Genomic DNA, 19,244 nt, shown 5'->3' on the forward strand with positions numbered 1-19,244 from the left:
TTACTTTGAGAGGTAATTGAACATAATGACATTAAGGGAGACTGGTCAACTTCTTCTTAGCTATAACATCGTCCGCCAAAAGTTAATCTGCTACTTTAGGTGAAAGTGAGAGAAGGTTACTTTTATTCTGGTTAGCTAGTAGCTTGACGGGGATAGGATGTTTAGCAATTGTGTACTGTGCGAAAGCGAAACGGTCGCAAAAAAATGTTTTGTAATGAAAGTAAAACGGCAGTTATAGAATACGCCCATCTCTAAAGGTGGGAAGGTGAAAAACATACGTTGGTTTAAAGCCTCTGGCGGATGTCATGGATTTTGATTTGTGCTAGCACATTCAAAATCGGGACGCATTGTTTATCTGTAACAATTACGTCAAGGCGAAATTGATACGAGGTGAGATTTGAATGGAATGGTTTAATGTAGGTCGTATTGTCAATACGCATGGTATTCGTGGTGAGGTGCGTATATTATCAACAACAGATTTTGAGGAAGAACGCTTCGCAGTAGGAAATAAGCTTGCAGCGTTTAAAAAAGACGATAAAAAGCCAACATGGGTAACAATTGAATCAATGCGTCGTCATAAGAACTTTATTTTATTAACTTTTGAAGGAATGTATAACATCAATTTTGTGGAGCCTTTCAAAGAAGGCATGCTTAAAATTACGAAGGATCAATTGTCAGATAATTTATTAGAGGAAAATGAATATTTCTACCATGATATAATTGGCTGTTCAGTTGTTTCTGAAGAAGGCGAAACAATCGGAGCAGTGACCGACATTCTTCAAACAGGTGCAAATGATGTATGGGTAGTCAAAGGCGCTAAAAAAGAGCATTACATCCCGTATATCGAAGACATTGTTAAGGAAATTAATATTGATGAGAAGAAAATTGTGATATACGTAATGGAAGGCCTGCTATGATGAATATTCATGTGTTAAGTTTATTTCCTGATATGTTTACAGGTGTCTTTGGTGCATCGATATTAAAAAAAGCACAAGAAAAAGATGCTGTAAAGCTAGAAGTAACCGATATCCGTGAATATTCGGGTAACAAGCACAATCAAGTAGACGATTATCCGTATGGTGGTGGTGCGGGAATGGTGTTAAAACCAGAGCCGATGTTTAGCGCTGTCGAGGCCATTACTGAAGGAAGAAATCCTCGTATCATTTTGATGTGTCCACAAGGTGAGCGTTTTACTCAAAAAAAGGCAGAAGAGCTAGCGCAAGAACAAGAACTAGTATTTTTATGTGGTCATTATGAAGGCTATGATGAACGCATTCGTCAGCATCTTGTCACAGACGAGATTTCAATTGGAGATTTCGTCTTGACTGGTGGAGAGCTAGGGGCTATGACGGTTATAGATAGCGTTGTACGTCTTCTGCCGGGGGTTTTAGGACAAGAGGATTCCCACATACAGGATTCGTTCTCAACAGGTCTTTTAGAGCACCCACATTATACACGACCTGCTGAATTTCGCGGAATGAAAGTACCTGATATTTTACTATCGGGCAATCATGCAAAGATTGAGCAATGGCGTGAGGAAGAATCTTTTAAAAGAACATTCGAGCGTCGTCCAGATTTACTCGAGAATTATCCGTTAACAGATAAACAAAAATTGTATGTAGAAAAACTTAAAAACAATAATAAAGATGCTTGATTGCTATCTATATTTATGATAACATCTATTCTGTACTTCTATGTGGAGTACTGAATTACGGTGTTCCGCTGTGGCATAGATTGCGTGCAAGAGCATCTGTCTAAGGAGAGAAAACAATGTCAAACATTATTACAGAAATTACTAAAGATCAGCTTCGCACTGATCTACCAACTTTCCGTCCTGGTGATACTGTTAAGGTACACGTGAAAGTAGTAGAGGGTACTCGTGAACGTGTCCAAGTATACGAAGGTGTAGTAATTAAACGTCGTGGTGGCGGTATTAGCGAAACTTTCACAGTTCGTAAAATTTCTTATGGTGTAGGTGTTGAACGTACATTCCCTGTACACACACCAAAAATCGCTAACTTAGAAGTTGTACGTCGTGGTAAAGTACGTCGTGCTAAACTTTACTACCTACGTAACCTACGTGGTAAAGCTGCTCGTATTAAAGAAATTCGATAATTATGACTTAAAAGTGAGGGGCTTGTGCAACAAGCTCCTTTTCTTTTTGCTTGTCATCTTAAATAGCTATCAACTAAAATGAGGATAGACAAGGGGGCAATTCTCGATGGAAAAACAGGTTAAAGAAAAGAATGAACTATGGGAATGGACGAAGGCACTTCTAATTGCATTTGCGATTGCAGCGATTATTCGTTATTTTTTATTTACACCTATTGCAGTAGATGGAGAGTCCATGATGCCAACCCTTGAAGATGGCGACCGTATGATTGTGAATAAAATTGGTTATAAAATAGGTGAACCAAAACGCTTTGATATTGTTGTATTCCATGCTCCTGAAAAGAAGAACTATATTAAACGTGTTATTGGGCTACCGGGAGATACTTTGGAATATAAAAATGATCAATTATACATTAACGGTGAACCGATAGACGAGCCTTATTTAGATGCCTACAAATCAAAAATTACAGAAGGTACTTTAACAGAGGATTTTACGTTAAACGACATTGATGTAAATTTAAAAGATGGAATTCCAAAAGGTTATGTTTTCGTTATGGGAGATAATCGTCGATACAGTAAGGACAGTCGTCATATTGGACTTGTCGATCAGAAAGAGATTATTGGTAATACAAGTCTGATTTTCTGGCCGTTTAGTGATATTAAAATTGTAAAGTAATTCTTAAAAGGGAGGACAAACACTCCCTTTTTCTTTTAGTTTAGGAGGTATAGATATGGCTATACAATGGTTTCCAGGGCATATGGCAAAGGCCCGCAGAGAAGTAACAGAAAAATTAAAGCTCGTTGATATTATATTTGAATTAATAGATGCACGTTTGCCTCTATCTTCCCGAAATCCAATGATAGACGAAGTGATTAATCAAAAACCACGTCTTCTTATTTTAAATAAATCAGATATGGCGGATGAGCAGGAAACACGTAAATGGGTTGAATACTTTGCGCAAAGGGGTCATAAGGCAGTAGCCATCAATTCTCTTGAAGGCAAAGGATTACAACAGGTTACAAAGGCTGCTCAAGAAATATTAAAAGAAAAATTTGAGCGTATGAAGTCACGTGGGATGAAGCCAAGAGCCATTCGTGCAATGATTGTCGGAATTCCGAACGTAGGGAAATCGACGCTAATTAATCGCCTAGCAAAGAAAAATATAGCAAAAACAGGGAATACTCCAGGGGTAACTAAGGCTCAGCAATGGATAAAGGTTGCGAAGGAGCTTGAATTACTCGATACGCCAGGTATTTTATGGCCGAAATTTGAAGATCAAGAAGTAGGCTATAAATTAGCCTTAACAGGTGCCATAAAGGATACTATAACGAATATGGAGGATTTAGCCGTATATGGCCTACGCTTTTTATCCGTTCATTATCCGGCAAGAATGGAAGAACGCTATGGCTTCCAGTTTATACATGAAGATTTAGTTGAAACCTTTGATCATATTGGGAAACTTCGACGTGTTTTTGGTCCTGGAGGAGAAATTGATTATGATCAAGTAGCTCAACTAATTGTTCGAGATATTCGAGGATTACAATTAGGTAAACTAACATTTGACTTTGTTAACGAACAGCTTGAAAAGGAAGCACAGCAGTAATAAGAAAAAAACTGTCATACTCACTTGAGAAGGTTGTGAGCATGGCAGTTTTTCTTTTAGGAATACTTCTTCTTGCCGATAAATGATATAGAGCGAGAAATTTATTAGATTGTATAGTTGTCTATTGAAAAAAGGAATACATATTTTACGAGACGGTCCTCTATTCACTAAGACAAAAACTGATCGGCTTCGTCAATAATTTGAGTAGAATGCTCAAAAGCAATTAGCAAAGATATATTAGAACGCAAACATTGGCTACGAACTGTTGATGTAGAACCAAAAGGGAGTAAGTAATATGAAAACAATTAAAGAGATTACAGCAGCATTGAAAGAAGCGGAGGAATGGCAGGAATGGATGACCACTGTAGCAACCGACGAACGAGCGGGAGTGCAAAAAGCTTGGCAAAGTTGGGAAAAGCGTCAAGAGAAAAAACAACAACTAGTAAAGGAACATCAAGCGAAAGTCGATTTTGACCGAAGCTATGGAGGGATAGGGGCACTCATTGCAGGGATAGATGAAGCAGGGCGTGGACCGTTAGCAGGGCCAGTAGTAACAGCAGCTGTTATTTTACCTGCAAACTGTGAAGCGCTAGTCGGATTAAATGATTCAAAGCAATTATCAAAAGATAAACGCAATGCTTATGCTGCTTTAGTAAAAGAGCATGCATTATGTTATTTTATCCATTTCCAATCAGCGCAACAAATCGATGAATTAAATATTTACGAAGCGACGAAGCAATCGATGAAGACAAGTGTAGAATCGTTATCTATGAAACCTGATTATGTACTAGTAGATGCTATGACGCTGCCAATCTCTATTCCACAGGATTCAATCATTAAAGGGGACGCGAAAAGCCTTGCTATTGCAGCAGCATCGATATTGGCTAAAACGGCTCGAGATGATTATATGGATCAATTGGATGAGGAATTCCCTATGTATGGTTTTGCTCAGCATGCGGGATATGGAACAAAGCAGCATTTAATAGCACTTGAAGAACACGGTCCGACTATTCATCATCGCAAATCATTTGAGCCGATAAAGTCAATGCTTTAACTTGTTTCAGCAATTGTTTTATGTAGCGAAAGCAAAGCGGCAGCTACAAATGTTTTATGTAGCGAAAGCAAAACGAAAGCTACAATTGTTTTATGTAGCGAAAGCAAAACGAAAGCTACAATTGTTTTATGTAGCGAAAGCAAAGCGGCAGCTACAAATATTTATTGTGCAAACATCCGCTGAAATAAGTTAATGCTCCGGCGGATGTCATTTTGAAAACATAATAGCATACAAAAAATAAAAGGCACATCACCAAAAGTTAGGAATGATATTTGCTAAAACGATCATGTGCATAAGTTGATTGGAGCGGAGACTGGGCGACTCCTTGGGGCTCATCGGACGCCCCCTAGGAAAGCGTCCAGTCGGAGCGGAAATCAACCCCATGCTATAGCGATGAGCCAAAAAAAATGGAAGCAATTACGCCGAGGAGTAATTGATGAAAGGAGTACGTATATGACAGCCACATCTTTTAATCCGATTCAAATGCAACAAGCTGCCTTAACCTCAGCTAATCAGCCACTTACTTTAAAACAAGGACAAGTATTTCAAGGAACAATCAAACAATTATATCCAGACCAAATGGCAGAAATACAGGTTGGTCAACAAAAGTTTATTGCTAAACTCGAAGTGCCACTAAAAGCAGGTGATGCTCATTTCTTTCAAGTAACCGGTACAAGCCCACAAACAGAACTAAAAGTTGTTACGGGTCCTATGGAGCAAACGGCTACCCAAAGTCAACAAATTAATCAGTTACTTGAATCAATGAATTTGCCTAAAACAGCTGAAACACAGCAGCTTCTAGCTCATTTTATGAAAGCGCAGCTACCGATTTCAAAAGAGCAACTGATGCAGGCAGAAATGTGGTTAAAAGCATTACCAGAGGGCGTAACTAAAATGGATGCCCTGCAAGCCATTCAAAAAATGGTGGAGTTTAAAATGCCAATGACAAATGATGTTTTTCAAGCTCTTATTAGTGGACAAAAAACTGCCGGCATGATTTCTATAATGGAAAACTTTACACAGCTTTTAACGAAGGATATAGCTTTACCAGAAAATCTTAAACAAAATCTAATGCAACAAGTGCAGGCAATTGCAAAGCCTTTTGAAGTAGAAACAGGTAGTTTAGTACTGGCCAAGTCTATACAAATATTAACGAATAATGCGGCTTCTATGAGTGAAAAGATTCAAGCTATGAATAGCTTAAAAGAGGCAGGGATACTACCTCAAGAGGCTACTTTGCAAAATTGGTCCAGCCTTAGCGATGTAAAGTCTATACAGTCAAATCAGTTTCAACAGGCTGGAGAAGTTATTCAAACAATTTTATCGACAAAATCTGACAATATCAATCATCTTATTAATCAGCTTAAATCATGGACAGCGAATCAAAGCTTGTTAACAGATGAACAAAAGCAATCATTAAATCAACTTATCGAACGATTTAATCAGCTGCCAGCAACTAAACAAACGCTAGAAATTTTTGCAAAACAGATGCAAGAACAACTTCTAAAAGCATTTGCAGAAAATTCTTCGGAGCGACTATTTACACAAGATGCCAATGCTCTTTCAGTGAAGGACCATTTATTATCCCTTCTAAAGCATGAGGCTACTACTCCGCTACAAAATGAAGCATTCATGCGGAATCTAATGAAAAATAGTGTTGAATCTCCCCAATCAATGATTCAGCAAATTGTTACGCAAGCAGATGCCCATGTACAAAATTCTATGGATAGTAAAGCAATGGAACATGCGCTTAAAACGGTATTAAAAAATCTAGGAGTTAGCTATGAAGCGACACTTAGTAATAAGTCAGCGGATTTACAGCAGATTGCACATCAATTAAAACCTCAGCTTCATACATTATTGCAGGAAACAAATATTACTCCGCAACTGAAGGAAGCTGCCGAAATGTTAATGGCACGTATGAACGGCATGCAACTAGCATCAGGGGAGAATGGCCATCAGCATCAACTTATAATGCAAGTGCCATTAGAATTCTTCGGCAAGAAAATGGATGCAACACTACAATGGAATGGACGCATGAAGGAAGATGGTAAAATTGATGCCAATTACGCCCGTATATTATTTTATTTACAAATGGAATCAATGCAAGAAACGGTAATTGATATGCAAGTTCAAAACCGTGTCGTTTCTGTGACAGTATTTAATGAAAATAATGATATTATTCCGCTTGCAGAACCACTAAAAGCAGCGTTAAAAGTAGGCCTAGCTGAAAAAGAGTATCAACTTTCAGGTGTTTTTATAAAGCAATTTGAAAAAGCCCAACCTGAAAAAACCCCTGTAGTAGAACAGGAGGAGGAACATAGTGGGGTGGATTTCCGCGTATGAGTGAAGAAAAAATTACTCGAAAAGAGGCTATCGCTCTCACGTATAAGTTAGGACGTTTTGATAGTCCGACAGTGGTGGCAAAAGGGAAAGGGAAAATAGCAGAAAATATATTAGCACGCGCAAATGAGCACGATGTCCCGATTTATGAGGATCCGAACCTAGTTCAATTACTTGGACAATTAGATTTAAATGAGTCAATTCCAGAAGAATTGTATGAAGCTGTTGCCGAGGTTTTTGCGTTTATTTATCGATTAGACCAACAATATGCACAAAAATATAGAAAAGATAGAGAATTCTGATTTTCATAAAACTCTGTTTTAGTACACGAAACAGAATAAAGTGTCATATTAATAGATAAAAAATGAATAAAAGACAAGGTGTAGACTTTATCAGAATCTTTCGTTAGAATAGATTATGTTAGTAAAACAATTTTATGCAAATGTTTGATGGGAGGATGTATTATGAATATCCATGAATATCAAGGGAAAGAGATTCTAAGAAAATATGGTGTAGCTGTACCAAACGGAAAAGTTGCTTTTTCCCCTGATGAAGCTGTGAAAGTAGCGAAGGAACTTGGCTCTAATGTGACAGTAGTCAAGGCGCAAATACATGCAGGTGGACGCGGAAAAGCGGGTGGCGTAAAAATCGCTAAAAACCTTGACGAGGTGCGTACATATGCAAAAGAATTACTAGGTAAAATTTTAGTAACTCATCAAACAGGTCCTGAAGGAAAAGAAATAAAACGCTTATATATTGAAGAGGGTTCTGATATTCAAAAAGAATACTATTTAAGTTTAGTATTAGACCGCGCAACATCCCGTGTAACAGTGATGGGATCAGAAGAGGGCGGCATGGATATTGAGGAAGTAGCGGAATCACATCCAGAAAAAATCTTCAAAGAAGTTGTGGATCCTGTTGTGGGATTAACAGGTTTCCAGGCACGTCGCATGGCGTTCAATATGAATATTCCAGCTAACCTAGTAGGGAAAGCTGTTAAATTAATGTTAGGCCTATATCAAGCGTTTATCGACAAAGATGCTTCTATTGTAGAAATTAATCCACTTGTTATAACTGGACAAGGAGAAGTTTTGGCATTAGATGCTAAATTTAATTTCGATGCAAATGCGTTGTATCGTCATAAAGATATTGTCGAACTACGTGATTTTGATGAAGAAGATCCAAAGGAAATCGAAGCATCAAAATATGACCTTAGTTATATTTCATTAGATGGCAACATTGGCTGTATGGTTAATGGAGCAGGTCTAGCAATGGCTACAATGGACACAATTAGTTATTATGGCGGAAGTCCTGCTAACTTCCTAGATGTAGGTGGCGGTGCGACAGCTGAAAAAGTAACAGAAGCTTTCAAAATCATCCTTTCTGATTCACATGTAAAAGGCATCTTTGTAAACATTTTTGGCGGAATTATGAAATGTGACATTATCGCTGAGGGTGTTGTAGCAGCTGCCAAAGAACTTGGTTTAGCTGTGCCGTTAGTTGTACGTTTAGAAGGTACAAATGTAGAACTTGGAAAAGAGATTTTAAATGCATCTGGTTTAAACATCGTTGCAGCGGATTCAATGGCTGACGGTGCACAAAAAATTGTGGGACTAGTAGGCTAAGGAAGGCAGGGAGAACAATGGCTGTATTTATTGATAAAGATACGAAGGTAATTGTACAAGGGATTACAGGCGAAACAGCGCTTTTCCATACGAAGCAAATGCTTGAGTATGGTACTAAAATTGTAGCTGGTGTAACACCAGGTAAAGGTGGTCTTGAAATCGAAGGAGTGCCTGTATTTAACACTGTAGCGGAAGCTGTGGCTGCAACAGGTGCGACAACTTCAGTTATTTATGTACCTGCTCCATTCGCGGCAGATGCTATTTTAGAGGCTGTTGATGCTGAATTAGAATTAACTATCTGTATAACTGAGCATATTCCTGTACTTGATATGGTTAAGGTTAAACGTTATATGGAAGGTAAAAAGACACGTCTAGTAGGTCCAAACTGTCCAGGTGTTATTACGGCAGATGAATGTAAGATTGGTATTATGCCTGGTTATATCCATACGAAAGGGCATGTAGGAGTTGTATCTCGTTCTGGTACATTAACATATGAAGCCGTACACCAATTAACACAAGCTGGTATAGGTCAAACTACTGCTGTAGGTATCGGTGGAGACCCTGTCAATGGTACAAACTTTATCGATGTTTTGGAAGCGTTTAACAACGATCCAGAAACATATGCAGTTGTGATGATTGGGGAAATTGGGGGTACAGCTGAAGAAGAAGCAGCTGAATGGATTAAAGCGAATATGACAAAACCTGTCGTTGGCTTTATCGGTGGACAAACTGCTCCTCCAGGTAAACGTATGGGTCACGCTGGTGCTATTATCTCAGGTGGTAAAGGAACGGCGGCAGAGAAAATTAAGGCCATGAATGTTGCTGGGATTGAAGTAGCGGAAACGCCATCTGTCATTGGTGAAACGCTTATTAAAGTAATTAAAGAAAAAGGGCTATACGAAAAGTGTAAAACCCATTAAAATGGAAGATGTAGCACATTGTGGCTACATCTTTTTCTTTAACTTATTTCAGCGGGTGTTTGGACACCCGCTGAAATAGAGGAACTCAGTCTAAGAACGCCACGTCCTGTGGCAATGAGTGACCAACATCGTGTTGGCCCAAAGCCTCCGGCGGATGTCATGGAATCAGAAAGGAGTGCTTAGGGGATGTTAGCCTAAAATCATCGCATCCATGCGATAACGGCTAACTGACCTGCGTCGGTAAAAGCGCCACGTCCTGTGGCATTACCGAAATGACCGACCTCGTGTCGGCCCTCGTGCAGGCCTAAGCACAAAGCAGATTCCAGACGCAATTATGCCGAGGCAAAATTTATTTAGACACGGCTTTACTATGCTTTTAATGGAAATGTGTCAAAAGATGAAATTTCTAACTCCTACTTACTTTTAAAAGGACCTTTCCTAAAAAAGCTGTGTCATTAAAAATGCGGTCATTTAATTTCTTCTATATAAAAGGAGGCTTTTAAATGATTTTTTCAGTCGATACGCAGAGATTGCTAGCTTTACATTATTTATACCCATTACCACTTCAAAAACTTCAGCAATTATTGTCCCCGGTGGATATACTAAGTAATTTTGAAGAAGCGCCCCCCTACGAGATTGCGAAGGCACTGCAAATATCATCTCAAAAAGCATTGGAAATATCCCAGAGTTTTCGACAGATTATGACATTTTCGTTTAGGGAAGCTTATGAACGGGCCAATATTTCCCCAATACCTTTTCATCATCCTTTTTACCCGGCGCAATTATTTGAAATATCCAGTCCACCTACTGTATTGTATGTGAAAGGTCGGTATTCTCTATTGACGAAAGAAAAACAAGTAGCCATTATAGGTTCTAGAAAGGCTACAGCATATACAAAAACTGCGATGGATATAATTGTCCCACCTCTTGTTGAACACGGATATACAGTTGTAAGTGGGCTTGCAAGAGGGGCAGATACGATAGCTCATGAGACAACCATAAAAGTTGGTGGTTCCACAATTGCAGTGCTTGGTCACGGGTTTAATTATATATACCCTAAGGAAAATCAGTCTCTCGCTGAGCATATGGCGGAGCATCAATTACTTGTCACAGAGTATCCCCCATATATGAAGCCTGAGAAATGGCATTTTCCAATGCGTAACCGAATCATTAGTGGATTGTCCAAAGCTTTAGTTGTAACTGAAGCGGCATTAAGAAGTGGAACGCTTATTACAACGGACTATGCATTAGAGCAAGGAAAAGATGTATTTGTTGTACCGGGTCCAATTAATGCGGAGCAATCAAAAGGTACAAATAAACTACTATTAGAAGGAGCTATTCCAGTGTGTAATGGTCACGAAATCGTTGAAACACTTACGCTCTTTTCTAACAAAAATTGAAAAAAAGTTGCATTATCTTAAAATCTGTTATACATTTTGCAACAGGTAACTTAAAAAAATTAGCAATAGACCTCGCTAAGGGGGAGACATAGATGGCGGATTATTTAGTGATTGTAGAATCACCAGCAAAAGCAAAAACAATTGAACGATATTTAGGGAAAAAATATAAAGTGAAAGCGTCAGTCGGGCATGTTCGTGATCTACCACGTAGCCAAATGGGCGTTAGTCCTGAAAATAATTATGAACCTAAATATATTACTATACGTGGTAAAGGGCCTGTTTTACAGGACTTAAAGTCTGCGGCTAAAAAAGTGAAGAAAGTCTTTCTAGCGGCCGATCCAGACCGCGAGGGAGAAGCGATTGCTTGGCACCTTGCGACTGCGTTAAATATTGATATTCATTCAGATTGTCGTGTCGTTTTTAATGAAATTACAAAAGATGCGATTGTAGAATCCTTTAAAAATCCACGTCCTATTAATATGGATTTAGTAGATGCACAGCAAACACGTCGAATATTGGACAGACTTGTGGGTTATAACATTAGTCCGATTCTTTGGAAAAAGGTTAAAAAGGGATTATCGGCAGGACGAGTACAATCTGTAGCTCTACGCATGATTATTGATCGTGAAAATGAAATTAAAAACTTCCAACCGGAAGAATATTGGACTATAGAAGGTTCTTTTGAAAAAGGTAAGAAAACGTTCGATGCCCTTTATTACGGTGATGGCAAAGAAAAAATTAAATTAACAAATGAAGAACAAGTAAAATCTATTTTAAAAAATGTTAAAGGTACAAGTTTTGAAGTTATCAATGTATCTAAAAAAGAACGAAAACGAAATGCAGCACCTGCTTTTACAACATCTTCTTTACAGCAAGAGGCAGCACGTAAGTTGAATTTCCGTGCAAAGAAAACGATGATGCTTGCGCAACAATTATATGAAGGTATTGATGTTGGTAAAAAAGAGGGGACAGTCGGTTTAATTACTTATATGCGTACCGATTCTACTCGTATTTCGGATACAGCAAAAACAGAGGTTGTTGCATACATTGAATCCAAATACGGCAAAGAATTCATCTCCACAGAATCGAAGCCGGCTAAAAAAGCATCAAATGCACAAGATGCCCATGAGGCTATTCGTCCAACTAGCACGATGCGAACTCCGGAAGAATTAAAGGCAGTGCTTAGTCGCGACCAATTGCGCTTATATCGTTTAATTTGGGAACGCTTTATTGCAAGTCAGATGGCGCCGGCCATACTTGATACAGTTGCTGTTGATCTACAAAATAGTGATGTTTTATTCCGTGCAAACGGCTCGCAAGTTAAATTTGCTGGTTTCATGAAGCTTTATATTGAGGGTACAGATGATCAAACAGAAGAGACAAACAAGCTTCTACCTGAAATGGAAGTTGGCGATCAAGTAAAATCTCTTGAAATCGAGCCAAAGCAACATTTCACACAGCCACCACCACGTTATTCAGAGGCGCGTCTTGTAAAAACAATGGAAGAGTTAGGTATAGGGCGCCCGTCCACATATGCACCGACCCTTGATACAATTCAGCGCCGTGGCTATGTCGTATTAGATGCAAAACGATTTATGCCTACAGAGCTAGGAGAAATCGTGCACCAACTCGTACTAGAGTTTTTCCCTGATATCATAAATATCGAATTCACAGCACAAATGGAGCAAGATTTGGACCATATTGAAGAAGGCGATCGTCAGTGGAAAGAAGTTGTACATGAGTTTTATAAGGATTTTGAGGTCCATGTAAAATATGCAGATGAGGCTATGGAAAAGGTTGTTATAAAAGATGAACCGGCTGGCGAGGATTGTGAGCTTTGTGGATCTCCAATGGTCTTTAAGCTTGGACGTTATGGGAAATTTATGGCTTGTTCAAACTTCCCAGATTGCCGCAATACAAAAGCGATTATGAAACCTATTGGCGTAAAATGTCCTTCTTGTGAAACAGGCGAAATTGTAGAACGAAAGAGTAAAACAAAGCGTTTATTCTATGGCTGCAATCAGTACCCTGAGTGTGAATTTGTTTCATGGGACAAGCCAATTAGTAGACCGTGTCCGAAATGTAGTGCATTATTAGTAGAGAAAAAAATTAAAAAAGGTGTGCAAATTCAGTGTACGAAATGTGACTATGAAGAGACACCTACTCAATGATAGAAAGATGGTAAGAACATGACTGAACAAGTAGTAAATGTAATAGGTGCAGGTCTTGCAGGCAGTGAGGCTGCTTGGCAAATTGCTCAACGTGGTGTGAAAGTTAAACTTTATGAAATGCGTCCAGTAAAGCAAACACCAGCTCACCATACTGATAAATTTGCAGAGCTTGTTTGTTCGAACTCACTACGTGCAAATGGATTAACGAATGCCGTAGGTGTGATTAAAGAAGAAATGCGTATGTTAGATTCTGTTATTATGAAGGCAGCCGATGCATGTTCAGTACCAGCAGGCGGTGCATTAGCAGTAGATCGACATGAATTTGCAGGCTATGTGACAGAAGCAGTGAAAAATCATCCTCTTGTGGAAGTCGTTCATGAAGAAGTCACTGAAATTCCGGAAGGCATTACTGTTATTGCCACAGGACCACTAACATCGAAAGCTTTAGCTGAAAAAATTCAGGGTTTAACTGGTTTAGATTATCTATATTTCTATGATGCAGCAGCACCAATTATTGAAAAAGATAGCATCGATATGGAAAAGGTTTATTTAAAATCTCGTTACGATAAAGGGGAAGCAGCTTATTTAAACTGTCCTATGACAAAGGAAGAATTTGATCGTTTCCGTCAAGCGTTAATCGAGGCAGAGGTTGTGCCATTAAAAGAATTTGAAAAGGAAATTTACTTTGAAGGCTGTATGCCTATCGAAGTAATGGCTGCTCGCGGTGAGAAAACAATGTTATTTGGACCGATGAAGCCAGTAGGTTTAGAAGATCCAAAAACAGGGAAACGACCTTATGCGGTTGTCCAATTACGTCAAGATGATGCAGCGGGAACTCTTTACAATATCGTTGGCTTCCAAACACATTTAAAATGGGGACCACAGAAGGAAGTACTACAATTAATTCCGGGATTAGAGAATGTTGAAATCGTTCGTTATGGGGTAATGCATAGAAATACATTCATTAATTCGCCAAAGGTTCTAGAGAAAACTTATCAGCTTCGCGAGCAAAAAAATATTTTCTTTGCTGGTCAAATGACAGGTGTCGAAGGATATGTTGAATCTGCAGGTAGTGGATTAATTGCCGGTATTAATGCAGCTCGATTAGCATTAGGACAAGAGCAAATTATCTTCCCATTTGAAACGGCTTTAGGCAGTATGGCGCGTTATATAACAGAAGCACAATCGAAAAACTTCCAGCCGATGAACGTTAACTTCGGAATTTTTCCTGAATTACCACCAGGACGTCGTTCAAAGCCAGAGCGTGCAGAGATGCATGCTACACGCGCAATAAGCACAATTCGTAATTTTGTGAATTCACAAACAATTTGATTGCAAAAAGCCTCTAAAAGTTGATATACTCTTAGAGGCTTTTTCTTTTTTGTAGCAAAATTGCTAATTTACACGTATTTTATTATTTTGTATGGAGAATTTCTCAAAATATAAGCATTTCCACTTGCCATATGATGAAGATAGGTATAGTGTCAGTATGTATGTTTATCTTCATTAACGATACCCAATGTGACAAACAAAAGAGGATAAATGAAATTGTGCATTCTTTAATAGCAAGGTGTAAGTATTTGGGCTCATCACTAAACGTTGGGGATGACATTAAAACGTATGCTTTGTATAAAGTTGGTTGGAGTGAGACTGGACGCCCTCAGGAAAGCGCCTAGTCGGAACAGAAACCACCCACGTTATGGTGATGACCCATAATTTGAGAAGGTTATCAATAATTCATTGGTGGTGAATCTTTCCATGTTAGTTTCGTCCCAAGATGCACTTGAACAGTTTATGCTTTATATCCAAATTGAAAAAAACTTCTCTGTTCATACAGTGCGAGAATATGAATCGGACCTACTAGATTTTTTAGCGTTTTTGCAAGCGGAGGGCGTAAATGATTTAGCTAGTGTTGAGTATATACATGCACGTCTTTATGTAACGAAGTTGTACGATGAAAAGAGAGCAAGATCATCTGTATCAAGGAAAATCTCCTCAATACGCTCCTTCTTTCGCTTTCTAAATAAACAGTACGGATTAGATGATGGGGCATTTCGATCACTTTATCATCCAAAAAAAGAATCACGTTTACCTAGTTTTTTCTATGAAGAAGAATTGAAGCAGCTATTTGATGCGAATGTCGGCGATGATTTGAAATCATTAAGAAATATGGCTATATTGGAGCTGTTATATGCGACAGGTATTCGTGTAAGTGAGCTCACCTCAATTCAAGTAGAAGATGTTGATTTCCATTATTCGATTATTAGGGTAATGGGAAAAGGGCGAAAAGAACGTATTATTCCATTCGGGCAATTTGCGAGTTTAGCTATGCAGGATTACATAGAACAAACTCGTCCGCGATTGATGAAAAACACAAGTCATCAGCAATTGTTTGTCAACATGCGCGGTGGGGAACTTACTCCACGAGGTGTACGTCATATTTTAACAGAAATGATTGATAAGGCCTCACTCCATACGAAAATATATCCACATATGCTTCGCCATACTTTTGCCACACATTTATTGAATAATGGCGCAGATTTACGTACGGTGCAGGAGTTATTAGGCCATGCTCATTTAACTTCTACACAAGTTTACACTCATGTAACAAAAGAGCATCTACGTCAAACATATATGAATGCTCATCCAAGGGCATAATAAGCTAAGGAGGAAGGCAAATGGGACAAATTCATGCGACAACGATATTTGCGGTTCATCATAACGGGGGTTGCGCAATGGCAGGTGATGGTCAAGTGACTCTAGGGAATGCGGTTGTTATGAAGGGTTCAGCAAGGAAGGTCAGACGTCTGTTTAATGGGCAGGTGCTTGCCGGATTTGCAGGATCCGTTGCCGATGCTTTTACACTTTTTGAAATGTTTGAAGGAAAGTTAAATGAATACAATGGCAACTTACAACGTGCAGCAGTAGAAGTTGCTAAGCAATGGCGCGGAGATAAAATGCTTCGTCAATTAGAGGCCATGCTACTTGTAATGGATAAAAGTACACTCCTTCTTGTTTCGGGTACGGGAGAAGTAATTGAACCGGATGATGGAATTTTGGCAATTGGTTCAGGGGGTAACTATGCATTATCAGCAGGTCGTGCCCTGAAAAAATATGCAGGTGATACAATGTCTGCTCGCGAAATTGCAGAAGCGGCATTAGAAACCGCTGCTGGAATCTGTGTGTTTACGAATCATAATATTATCGTGGAGGCGCTTAACTAATGACAAAAAATAATTTAACGCCAAGACAAATTACTGAGCATTTGGATCGTTATATCGTTGGACAAAATGAAGCGAAGCGAGCGGTAGCTATTGCACTACGTAATCGATATCGTCGCTCACTGTTAAGTGATGAGATGAAGGCTGAAGTAATTCCGAAAAATATTTTGATGATTGGACCTACAGGTGTCGGAAAAACAGAAATTGCACGAAGAATTGCAAAGCTAACTGGTGCACCATTTGTGAAAGTGGAAGCAACAAAGTTTACAGAAGTAGGATATGTTGGACGTGACGTAGAGTCAATGGTACGTGATGTAGTAGAAGCTTCTCATCGCCTTGTAAAAGAAGAAATGATGGAGTCTGTGAAAGACCAAGCAGAAGAATTAGCAAATGAAGCTATCGTTAAGTTGTTGGTTCCCTCATTACGAAAAAAACAGTCCATGCAAAATCCGTTTGAAATGTTATTTGGTGGGAAAGAACAGCAAGCCAATGATGATTCTTCTTCTGAAGAAACTGAAGTGCGCTCCAAACGTGCGCAAATCGCTATCGATTTACGTAATGGTAAATTAGAAAATGAATGGGTTACAGTTGAAGTAACTGAACAAAATCCTTCTATTTTTGATGCGTTACAAGGAACGGGTATGGATATGTCTGCAAACAGTGGCATGCAGGATATGCTATCTAGTTTAATGCCTAAAAAGCAGAAAAAACGTCGTCTACAAGTGAAAGACGCACGTCGTATTTTAACAATCGAGGAAGCAAATAAGCTCATAGATGCAGACGAAGTTGCACAAGAAGCCATTTCAAGAGCTGAACAATCAGGTATTATTTTTATTGATGAAATTGATAAAGTCGCTAGTAAGGATGGTAACTCCTCTGCGAATGTATCTCGTGAAGGTGTGCAACGTGATATTCTGCCAATTGTTGAAGGTTCTACTGTAACGACAAAGTACGGTGCTGTAAAAACTGACTTTATGCTTTTCATTGCTGCTGGAGCATTTCATATGTCGAAGCCATCAGATTTAATTCCTGAATTGCAAGGTCGATTCCCGATTCGAGTGGAGCTTGAAAAATTAACGAAACAAGATTTTGTCCGTATTTTGCAAGAGCCGGATCAATCACTTATTTTGCAATACAAGGCATTATTAGAAACTGAGGGCGTGGAAATAAACTTTACGGAAGACGCGATTGAACGAATTGCGGAAATTGCAACTGAGGTCAATCAGGAGACTGATAATATTGGAGCTCGACGTTTGCACACAATTTTAGAACGCTTATTAGAAGAATTATCGTTTGAAGCTGCTGAAATTGCACCTGCAAATATTCCAATCACAGCTGCATATGTAGATCAAAAACTTGCGGGTATAGTAAAAAACAAAGATTTGTCACAGTTTATATTGTAAGATAAGGCTGAATAGTTTCAATCAGTTGAAAAAACATTTAGAATATTAGGAAAATACTCTTCGGATTATTTATAGGAGGAACATATAATGAATTTATTAGAAAAAACGCGTAAAATTAACTCGATGCTCCAAGCATCTGCTGGTAAACCGGTAAACTTTAAAGAAATGGCAGATACATTAGGGGATATTATCGACAGTAATGTTTATATTGTAAGCCGTAAAGGAAAGCTTTTAGGCATTTCAATTCACCAACAAATTGAAAACGAACGTATGAAAAAGATGTTCGAAGAGCGTCAATTCCCAGAAGAATATACACATAGCTTGTTTACAATTTCTGAAACATCTTCAAACCTAGATATTCATGACGAGCATACTGCTTTCCCAATTGAAAACAAAGAGCTATTCCAAAATGCATTAACAACGATTGTACCGATTGTTGGTGGTGGTGAGCGTCTTGGTACATTAATTCTTGCTCGCTTATCTTCACAATTTGAGGATGATGATTTAATTTTAGCTGAGTATGGTGCAACGGTAGTTGGTATGGAAATTTTACGTGAGAAATCTGAGGAAATTGAAGAGGAAGCTCGTAGCAAAGCTGTTGTACAAATGGCAATCAATTCTCTTTCATATAGTGAGTTAGAGGCTATTGAACATATCTTTGAAGAGCTTGACGGCCATGAAGGCTTACTTGTTGCTTCAAAAATTGCAGACCGAGTTGGCATTACACGTTCAGTAATCGTAAACGCATTACGTAAACTAGAATCTGCAGGTGTGATCGAATCTCGTTCTCTAGGTATGAAAGGTACTTACATTAAAGTACTAAACGATAAATTCTTAAATGCATTAGCTGAAATTAAAATGAAATAAATAATAAAGCGTCCTATTGGGACGGTCTAAGGCATCTGGAATTCCAGATGCCTTTTATAGTGTAGAAAAACAAAATGGCTAAGGAAATCTTTGTGAATGTTGTGGTTTTCATATTTCCGTTCCAGGCTGCTTACTTTCTTATGACGAATGTCGATCATTTCCTCCGCTTCTCTACGTTAGCATTGTGTATTCGACATATGACCTTTGTGGCTGTCGCTATACCTTTTCTTACGTAAAACTCCCTGGAAAGCACTCATGGCATGAAAATCATCCCCTTGTTTTGTGAAGGGTCATACTTTATTTAACTTCTTTCGGCGGGTGGCCAAACACCCGCTGAAACAGAGGAACCTAGGCTAAGAATTCACATCCTGTGAAAACGCCTGAGTGACCAACATCGTGCTGTTGTTGCTGTCGCTACGTTAGCACTGCGCTTTCGCACAGAAAACATTTGTTGCTGTCGCTACGTTACACTACGCTTTCGCACAGAAAACATTTGTTGCTGTCGCTACGTTACACTACGCTTT

Annotated in this window: 18 protein-coding genes; all 18 read left to right on the plus strand. The window is 38.8% G+C overall.

The features are described 5' to 3' along the window. Positions 1–401: 401 nt before the first annotated feature. The 18 genes from rimM to codY all read left to right on the plus strand — a co-directional run bounded on the left by rimM (position 402) and on the right by codY (position 18,720). Positions 402–917, plus strand: a complete 516-nt coding sequence (rimM, locus tag ACFCYJ_RS00130) for a ribosome maturation factor RimM (protein ID WP_376069078.1) — start codon at positions 402–404, stop codon at positions 915–917. After that, positions 917–1,654, plus strand: a complete 738-nt coding sequence (gene trmD / locus ACFCYJ_RS00135; protein WP_376069998.1) for a tRNA (guanosine(37)-N1)-methyltransferase TrmD — start codon at positions 917–919, stop codon at positions 1,652–1,654. The genes rimM and trmD overlap by 1 nt, the downstream gene beginning before the upstream one ends. A 116-nt stretch (positions 1,655–1,770) precedes the next feature. Next, positions 1,771–2,115, plus strand: coding sequence for a 50S ribosomal protein L19 (rplS, locus tag ACFCYJ_RS00140; RefSeq protein WP_376069080.1), 345 nt, complete (start codon positions 1,771–1,773; stop codon positions 2,113–2,115). Between the two features lie 106 nt (positions 2,116–2,221). Beyond that, entirely contained in the window at positions 2,222–2,788 is a 567-nt protein-coding gene (gene lepB / locus ACFCYJ_RS00145) for a signal peptidase I (RefSeq protein WP_376069082.1), read from the plus strand. 55 nt (positions 2,789–2,843) lie between these two features. Continuing rightward, entirely contained in the window at positions 2,844–3,716 is an 873-nt protein-coding gene (gene ylqF / locus ACFCYJ_RS00150; protein ID WP_376069085.1) for a ribosome biogenesis GTPase YlqF, read from the plus strand. Between the two features lie 295 nt (positions 3,717–4,011). After that, positions 4,012–4,770, plus strand: coding sequence for a ribonuclease HII (locus ACFCYJ_RS00155; protein ID WP_376069087.1), 759 nt, complete (start codon positions 4,012–4,014; stop codon positions 4,768–4,770). Position 4,771: 1 nt separating this feature from the next. Further along, complete coding sequence (locus ACFCYJ_RS00160) at positions 4,772–4,963, plus strand: hypothetical protein (protein ID WP_376069090.1); 192 nt, start codon at positions 4,772–4,774, stop codon at positions 4,961–4,963. A 200-nt stretch (positions 4,964–5,163) separates the two neighbouring features. Continuing rightward, the gene (locus tag ACFCYJ_RS00165) at positions 5,164–7,116 is read left to right on the plus strand and encodes a hypothetical protein (protein ID WP_376069092.1); all 1,953 of its coding nucleotides are present in this window, start codon (positions 5,164–5,166) and stop codon (positions 7,114–7,116) included. Next, the gene (locus tag ACFCYJ_RS00170) at positions 7,113–7,415 is read left to right on the plus strand and encodes an EscU/YscU/HrcU family type III secretion system export apparatus switch protein (RefSeq protein ID WP_376069095.1); all 303 of its coding nucleotides are present in this window, start codon (positions 7,113–7,115) and stop codon (positions 7,413–7,415) included. Before ACFCYJ_RS00165 ends, ACFCYJ_RS00170 begins: the two co-directional genes overlap by 4 nt. A 162-nt stretch (positions 7,416–7,577) precedes the next feature. Continuing rightward, a complete protein-coding gene (sucC, locus tag ACFCYJ_RS00175) occupies positions 7,578–8,738 on the plus strand; it encodes an ADP-forming succinate--CoA ligase subunit beta (RefSeq protein WP_376069098.1) in 1,161 nt (386 codons plus the stop codon). Between the two features lie 17 nt (positions 8,739–8,755). Beyond that, on the plus strand, positions 8,756–9,658 hold the full coding sequence (gene sucD / locus ACFCYJ_RS00180) for a succinate--CoA ligase subunit alpha (RefSeq protein ID WP_376069099.1): 903 nt from the start codon (positions 8,756–8,758) through the stop codon (positions 9,656–9,658). A gap of 503 nt (positions 9,659–10,161) precedes the next feature. Beyond that, positions 10,162–11,058 (plus strand): DNA-processing protein DprA, encoded by an 897-nt coding sequence (gene dprA, locus ACFCYJ_RS00185; RefSeq protein ID WP_376069102.1) that lies wholly within the window; start codon positions 10,162–10,164, stop codon positions 11,056–11,058. 92 nt (positions 11,059–11,150) lie between these two features. After that, complete coding sequence (gene topA, locus ACFCYJ_RS00190; RefSeq protein ID WP_376069105.1) at positions 11,151–13,229, plus strand: type I DNA topoisomerase; 2,079 nt, start codon at positions 11,151–11,153, stop codon at positions 13,227–13,229. 18 nt (positions 13,230–13,247) lie between these two features. After that, positions 13,248–14,561 (plus strand): FADH(2)-oxidizing methylenetetrahydrofolate--tRNA-(uracil(54)-C(5))-methyltransferase TrmFO, encoded by a 1,314-nt coding sequence (trmFO, locus tag ACFCYJ_RS00195; RefSeq protein WP_376069107.1) that lies wholly within the window; start codon positions 13,248–13,250, stop codon positions 14,559–14,561. Between the two features lie 426 nt (positions 14,562–14,987). Then, entirely contained in the window at positions 14,988–15,887 is a 900-nt protein-coding gene (xerC, locus tag ACFCYJ_RS00200) for a tyrosine recombinase XerC (protein WP_376069110.1), read from the plus strand. Positions 15,888–15,907: 20 nt separating this feature from the next. After that, positions 15,908–16,453 (plus strand): ATP-dependent protease subunit HslV, encoded by a 546-nt coding sequence (gene hslV / locus ACFCYJ_RS00205; RefSeq protein WP_376069112.1) that lies wholly within the window; start codon positions 15,908–15,910, stop codon positions 16,451–16,453. Next, complete coding sequence (gene hslU, locus ACFCYJ_RS00210) at positions 16,453–17,853, plus strand: ATP-dependent protease ATPase subunit HslU (protein WP_376069115.1); 1,401 nt, start codon at positions 16,453–16,455, stop codon at positions 17,851–17,853. The genes hslV and hslU overlap by 1 nt, the downstream gene beginning before the upstream one ends. A gap of 87 nt (positions 17,854–17,940) precedes the next feature. Continuing rightward, positions 17,941–18,720, plus strand: a complete 780-nt coding sequence (codY, locus tag ACFCYJ_RS00215) for a GTP-sensing pleiotropic transcriptional regulator CodY (protein ID WP_376069118.1) — start codon at positions 17,941–17,943, stop codon at positions 18,718–18,720. Positions 18,721–19,244: the final 524 nt, after the last annotated feature.

Source organism: Lysinibacillus sp. NPDC056232, assembly GCF_042267565.1.
In the GTDB taxonomy this organism is placed as follows: domain Bacteria; phylum Bacillota; class Bacilli; order Bacillales_A; family Planococcaceae; genus Lysinibacillus.

Bases quoted from the DNA above. Each gene is read 5' to 3' on its own strand.
- xerC (WP_376069110.1), top strand. From the start codon at position 14,988: ATGTTAGTTTCGTCCCAAGATGCACTTGAACAGTTTATGCTTTATATC.
- ACFCYJ_RS00155 (WP_376069087.1), top strand. From the start codon at position 4,012: ATGAAAACAATTAAAGAGATTACAGCAGCATTGAAAGAAGCGGAGGAA.
- sucD (WP_376069099.1), top strand. From the start codon at position 8,756: ATGGCTGTATTTATTGATAAAGATACGAAGGTAATTGTACAAGGGATT.
- ylqF (WP_376069085.1), top strand. From the start codon at position 2,844: ATGGCTATACAATGGTTTCCAGGGCATATGGCAAAGGCCCGCAGAGAA.
- hslV (WP_376069112.1), top strand. From the start codon at position 15,908: ATGGGACAAATTCATGCGACAACGATATTTGCGGTTCATCATAACGGG.
- dprA (WP_376069102.1), top strand. From the start codon at position 10,162: ATGATTTTTTCAGTCGATACGCAGAGATTGCTAGCTTTACATTATTTA.
- rimM (WP_376069078.1), top strand. From the start codon at position 402: ATGGAATGGTTTAATGTAGGTCGTATTGTCAATACGCATGGTATTCGT.
- codY (WP_376069118.1), top strand. From the start codon at position 17,941: ATGAATTTATTAGAAAAAACGCGTAAAATTAACTCGATGCTCCAAGCA.
- hslU (WP_376069115.1), top strand. From the start codon at position 16,453: ATGACAAAAAATAATTTAACGCCAAGACAAATTACTGAGCATTTGGAT.
- trmD (WP_376069998.1), top strand. From the start codon at position 917: ATGAATATTCATGTGTTAAGTTTATTTCCTGATATGTTTACAGGTGTC.
- lepB (WP_376069082.1), top strand. From the start codon at position 2,222: ATGGAAAAACAGGTTAAAGAAAAGAATGAACTATGGGAATGGACGAAG.
- ACFCYJ_RS00170 (WP_376069095.1), top strand. From the start codon at position 7,113: ATGAGTGAAGAAAAAATTACTCGAAAAGAGGCTATCGCTCTCACGTAT.
- sucC (WP_376069098.1), top strand. From the start codon at position 7,578: ATGAATATCCATGAATATCAAGGGAAAGAGATTCTAAGAAAATATGGT.
- topA (WP_376069105.1), top strand. From the start codon at position 11,151: ATGGCGGATTATTTAGTGATTGTAGAATCACCAGCAAAAGCAAAAACA.
- rplS (WP_376069080.1), top strand. From the start codon at position 1,771: ATGTCAAACATTATTACAGAAATTACTAAAGATCAGCTTCGCACTGAT.
- ACFCYJ_RS00165 (WP_376069092.1), top strand. From the start codon at position 5,164: ATGAGCCAAAAAAAATGGAAGCAATTACGCCGAGGAGTAATTGATGAA.
- trmFO (WP_376069107.1), top strand. From the start codon at position 13,248: ATGACTGAACAAGTAGTAAATGTAATAGGTGCAGGTCTTGCAGGCAGT.